5 protein-coding genes are annotated in these 3,833 nt (G+C 68.9%); 3 read left to right on the top strand and 2 right to left on the bottom strand.

Annotated elements, in window-relative coordinates; all coding sequences use genetic code 11:
• Positions 1–390 (bottom strand): TetR family transcriptional regulator (locus tag A5646_RS26350; RefSeq protein WP_156748893.1); only part of this gene is annotated, 390 nt, incomplete at its 3' end.
• Between the two features lie 138 nt (positions 391–528).
• On the bottom strand, positions 529–1,197 hold the full coding sequence (locus A5646_RS26355; protein ID WP_066873541.1) for an O-methyltransferase: 669 nt from the start codon (positions 1,195–1,197) through the stop codon (positions 529–531).
• 201 nt (positions 1,198–1,398) lie between these two features.
• Here A5646_RS26355 and sigE point away from each other — a divergent pair, with 201 nt between their 5' ends.
• From sigE to A5646_RS26370, 3 genes are all read left to right on the top strand, one after another.
• Positions 1,399–2,154, top strand: a complete 756-nt coding sequence (gene sigE / locus A5646_RS26360) for an RNA polymerase sigma factor SigE (protein WP_066878956.1) — start codon at positions 1,399–1,401, stop codon at positions 2,152–2,154.
• A gap of 130 nt (positions 2,155–2,284) precedes the next feature.
• Positions 2,285–2,677 (top strand): anti-sigma E factor RseA, encoded by a 393-nt coding sequence (gene rseA / locus A5646_RS26365; RefSeq protein WP_197497946.1) that lies wholly within the window; start codon positions 2,285–2,287, stop codon positions 2,675–2,677.
• A 162-nt stretch (positions 2,678–2,839) separates the two neighbouring features.
• A partial coding sequence (locus A5646_RS26370) for a S1C family serine protease (protein ID WP_067025398.1) occupies positions 2,840–3,833 on the top strand: 994 nt, incomplete at its 3' end.

A 3,833-nucleotide genomic window follows, 5' to 3' on the forward strand; every position in this document is an offset into this window, starting at 1 on the left:
GGCGCGCACGCCCTCTGCCATGTATTCCTCGGCATTGTCAATCATCCTGCGCCACAACATGTTCGCCAAGTCGCCGCCGGTCTGCATGCTGCGCACCAGGTAAGCCATCAGCGGCGCGTACTCCTCGATCTCGGCCATCTGGGCGAACCACGTGGCGGGGTCGTTGGATTGCAGCGCCTCGGACTTGTTGCCGCGGATCGTCTCGGCGATGTAGTCCTCGCACGCCTTGCGCAGGCCCTCCTTGGAGCCGAAGTGGTGAATGACCAGCGCGGCGCTGACGCCGGCCGCTTCGGCGATGGCGCGAAGGCCGACGCCGAACCCGTGCTCGCCGAATTGCTCGATGGCCGCATCTCTGATCCGGGCGGCGGCCGTCAGGTCGGCTGAACGCATGTTCAGTACGCTAAACGCATGTTCAGCCCGCGGTCAAGGAGGGCGCGCGTCAAAAATTCATAAAGATGCGGACGGTCCCGGAAAGCCCGAGCTCAAGGCGACGGAGGCGGCTGGTGCAAAACGATGGGCCGGGGCGACTCAGTCGCGAACGGCGGCCAGGATGCCGTCGCCGAGGGGCACCAGCGCCGGGGTGAGCCGCTCGTCCTCGGCGATCAGGCGCGCCGCCTCCCGCACGGCGACCACCTCGGCGTCGCGGGCGGCCGGATCGCCGGCCCGTCCGCCCAGCGCGGCGCGGTGCACCACGATCACGCCGCCGGGCCGCAGCAACCGCACACCCTCGACGACGTAGTCCGGCTGATCGATCGGGTCGGCGTCGATGAACACCAGGTCATAGGACGCGTCGGCGAGCCGGGTGAGTACCTCCTGGGCGCGGCCGCCGATCAGCCGGGTGCGCGACGGTCCGATGCCGGCTTCGGTGAACGCCTGCTTGGCCAGCCGCAGATATTCGGGTTCGAGGTCGATGGTCGTCAGCACACCGTCGTCGCTCATGCCGGACAGCAACCACAGGCCGCTGACGCCCGCGCCGGTGCCCACCTCGGCGACGGCCTTGCCGCCACTGAGCTTGGTCAGCAGGCTCAGCAGGGCACCGACCGCCGGCGTCACCGCGCCCGCACCGATGTCCACGGCCCGCTCGCGGGCGGCCGCCAACAGCGCGTCTTCCGATATCGAGGCTTCGGCGTGCGCGAAGAGCGCATCGGCCCGACTGGGCGCCGTCTGGCCGGGGGCTTCTGCGTCGGTGCCGTCCATGCCCGCAGCGTATTCCACTTCGCCGCGCGCTCCGGCAGGCGCGCCTGAGTCCGATCGGGGTGACACGCCCAACTGTGCCGATGCGTTTAAGGTCACTGCGCGATGGATATCTCCTGCACAGCGCAGGTAACGATACGGTTTCTCAGGTTCAGCTCAGACTGTTCATATACCGCACATACTCCGGTACGCGACGGTAGCCCTATGGATCGCGGAGGGCGTTGGACCGGGAATACCGACTGGGAACTACCTGTTGCCGCCAGTGACGAAGTGTCACTACTTGGCACGCCCGATTCGGAGGATTCGATCATCACCACGCTTCTCAGCCCCTCCAGCATGTCGCACGCGCAGGGGCTCCCCGCCGACGGGTGGGTGGAGCCGTCCGACGCGCCGCACGGCACCGCGGTGTTCGACGCGACCGGGGACAAGGCGGCCATGCCGTCGTGGGACGAGTTGGTGCGCCAGCACGCCGACCGCGTGTACCGGCTGGCTTACCGGCTTTCGGGCAACCAGCACGACGCCGAGGACCTCACCCAGGAGACCTTCATCCGGGTCTTCCGGTCGGTGCAGAACTACCAGCCCGGGACGTTCGAGGGCTGGCTGCACCGCATCACCACCAACCTCTTCCTCGACATGGTGCGCCGGCGCTCGCGCATCCGGATGGAGGCGTTGCCCGAGGATTACGAGCGGGTGCCCGCCGATGAGCCCAACCCCGAGCAGATCTACCACGACTCCAGGCTGGGCCCGGACCTGCAGGCCGCGCTCGATTCACTGCCGCCGGAATTCCGCGCCGCCGTCGTGCTGTGTGACATCGAGGGCCTGTCTTACGAGGAGATCGGCGCCACGTTGGGCGTCAAACTGGGCACCGTGCGCAGCCGCATTCACCGCGGGCGCCAGGCGCTGCGGGATTACCTGGCCGCGCACCCCGACCACGACGTGGCGCGCGCCAAGTCGGCGTAATCACCGGTCGCCCGCCTAACGTTCGGGCAGCTATTCAGCGGCTTTGCGGCCTTACCCTCGGTATCGCGCGGTCTGTCGCGCTACATTCGACATAAGGCGGCAATAAGAAATGAGTGGCGAGGAGTTGGTGATGCCCGATCGTGGACATGTGTTCCGCCGCGCGTTCTCCTGGCTCCCCGCTCAGTTCGCCTCCCAGAGCGACGCGCCCATCGGCGCCCCCCGCCAGTTCGGCTCCACCGAGCACCTGTCCGTCGAAGCGATCGCGGCGTTCGTCGACGGCGAACTGCGGATGAACGCCCATCTGCGCGCCGCGCATCATCTGTCGTTGTGCGCCCAGTGCGCGGCCGAGGTCGAGGACCAGAGCCGGGCCCGCGCGGCGCTGCGCGATTCGCGCCCCATCCGCATCCCCAGCACCCTGCTCGGCATGCTGGCCGACATTCCCTACGAGTCGCCCGACGACTCCTCCATGGCCGCCGACCGGTTCGCCGATCGGGACGGCCGGGAGCGGCGCAAGCGCCGGTAGCCGATCGGCGCCCCGCCCCTTCGAGGCGTCCCCCGCGCGCGTTCATGCCGACCGATGGCGGGCCATGGATACTAGGGTGGACACGGACAACGCCGGTGCCGCGTATTTCGCCCGGCAAAGGCCCGTCTCGAGCGCTCAAGCAGAGGATCCAAAAGGGACAACGTGACCTCCGACCAAGGCTACGACCAAGCAAAAGACAGCGGCAACCGCTTAGCGCCGCGCCCCATCTCGCGTCCGCCGGTCGACCCCGCGTCGCGCCGGGAGTTCGGTCGTCCCGAGGGGCTGCGCGGGTCGTTCGTGGCCGAACGGGTCCGTCCGCAGAAGTACCGCGACCAGGCCGACTTCCGGCCCAGCGACCGACCGGCCGACCCCGTATTGCAAGAGGCGTTCCACCGGCCGGACGGCAGCCCCGATTCGCTGCAGCGCCACCCGGTGGACGCCAATGCGCTGGCCGCCGAGAAAGACGGTGTGGGGCCCGACGAGCTCGACGACCCCTGGCGAGACCCGGGCGCCGCGGCCGCATTGGGCACGCCGGCGGTGCCGCCGTCGCGCTCCGGTACCGCCCTGGGTTACGGCGGCAAACTGGGCGTGCGCGACGTGTTGTTCGGCGGCAAGGTGTCCTACCTCGCGTTGCTGGTGCTGCTGCTGATCGCGTTGGTCATCGGTGTGCTCGGCGGTGTGATCGGCCGCAAGACGGCCGAAGTCGCCGAGGCCTTCACCACCTCGAAGGTGACGCTGTCCACCAGCGGCAACGGCGAAGGCCCGGCCGGCCGGTTCGCCAAGGTTGCGGCCGCGACGGCGGGCGCCGTGGTGACCATCGAGTCCAAGAGCGACCAGGAAGGCATGCAGGGCTCCGGCGTCGTCATCGACGGCCGCGGCTACATCGTCACCAACAACCACGTCATCTCCGAGGCGGCGAACAACCCCAGCCAGTTCAAGACGACCGTGGTCTTCAACGACGGCAAAGAGGTGCCGGCGAACCTGGTGGGCCGCGACCCCAAGACCGACCTGGCCGTGCTGAAGGTCGACAACGTCGACAACCTGTCGGTGGCGCGCCTCGGTGATTCCGACAAGGTGCGGGTGGGCGACGAGGTGCTGGCCGCGGGTGCGCCGCTGGGGCTGCGCAGCACCGTCACGCACGGCATCATCAGCGCGC

This window comes from Mycobacterium sp. 1245499.0 (assembly GCF_001673615.1).
GTDB classification, from domain to species: domain Bacteria; phylum Actinomycetota; class Actinomycetes; order Mycobacteriales; family Mycobacteriaceae; genus Mycobacterium; species Mycobacterium europaeum_A.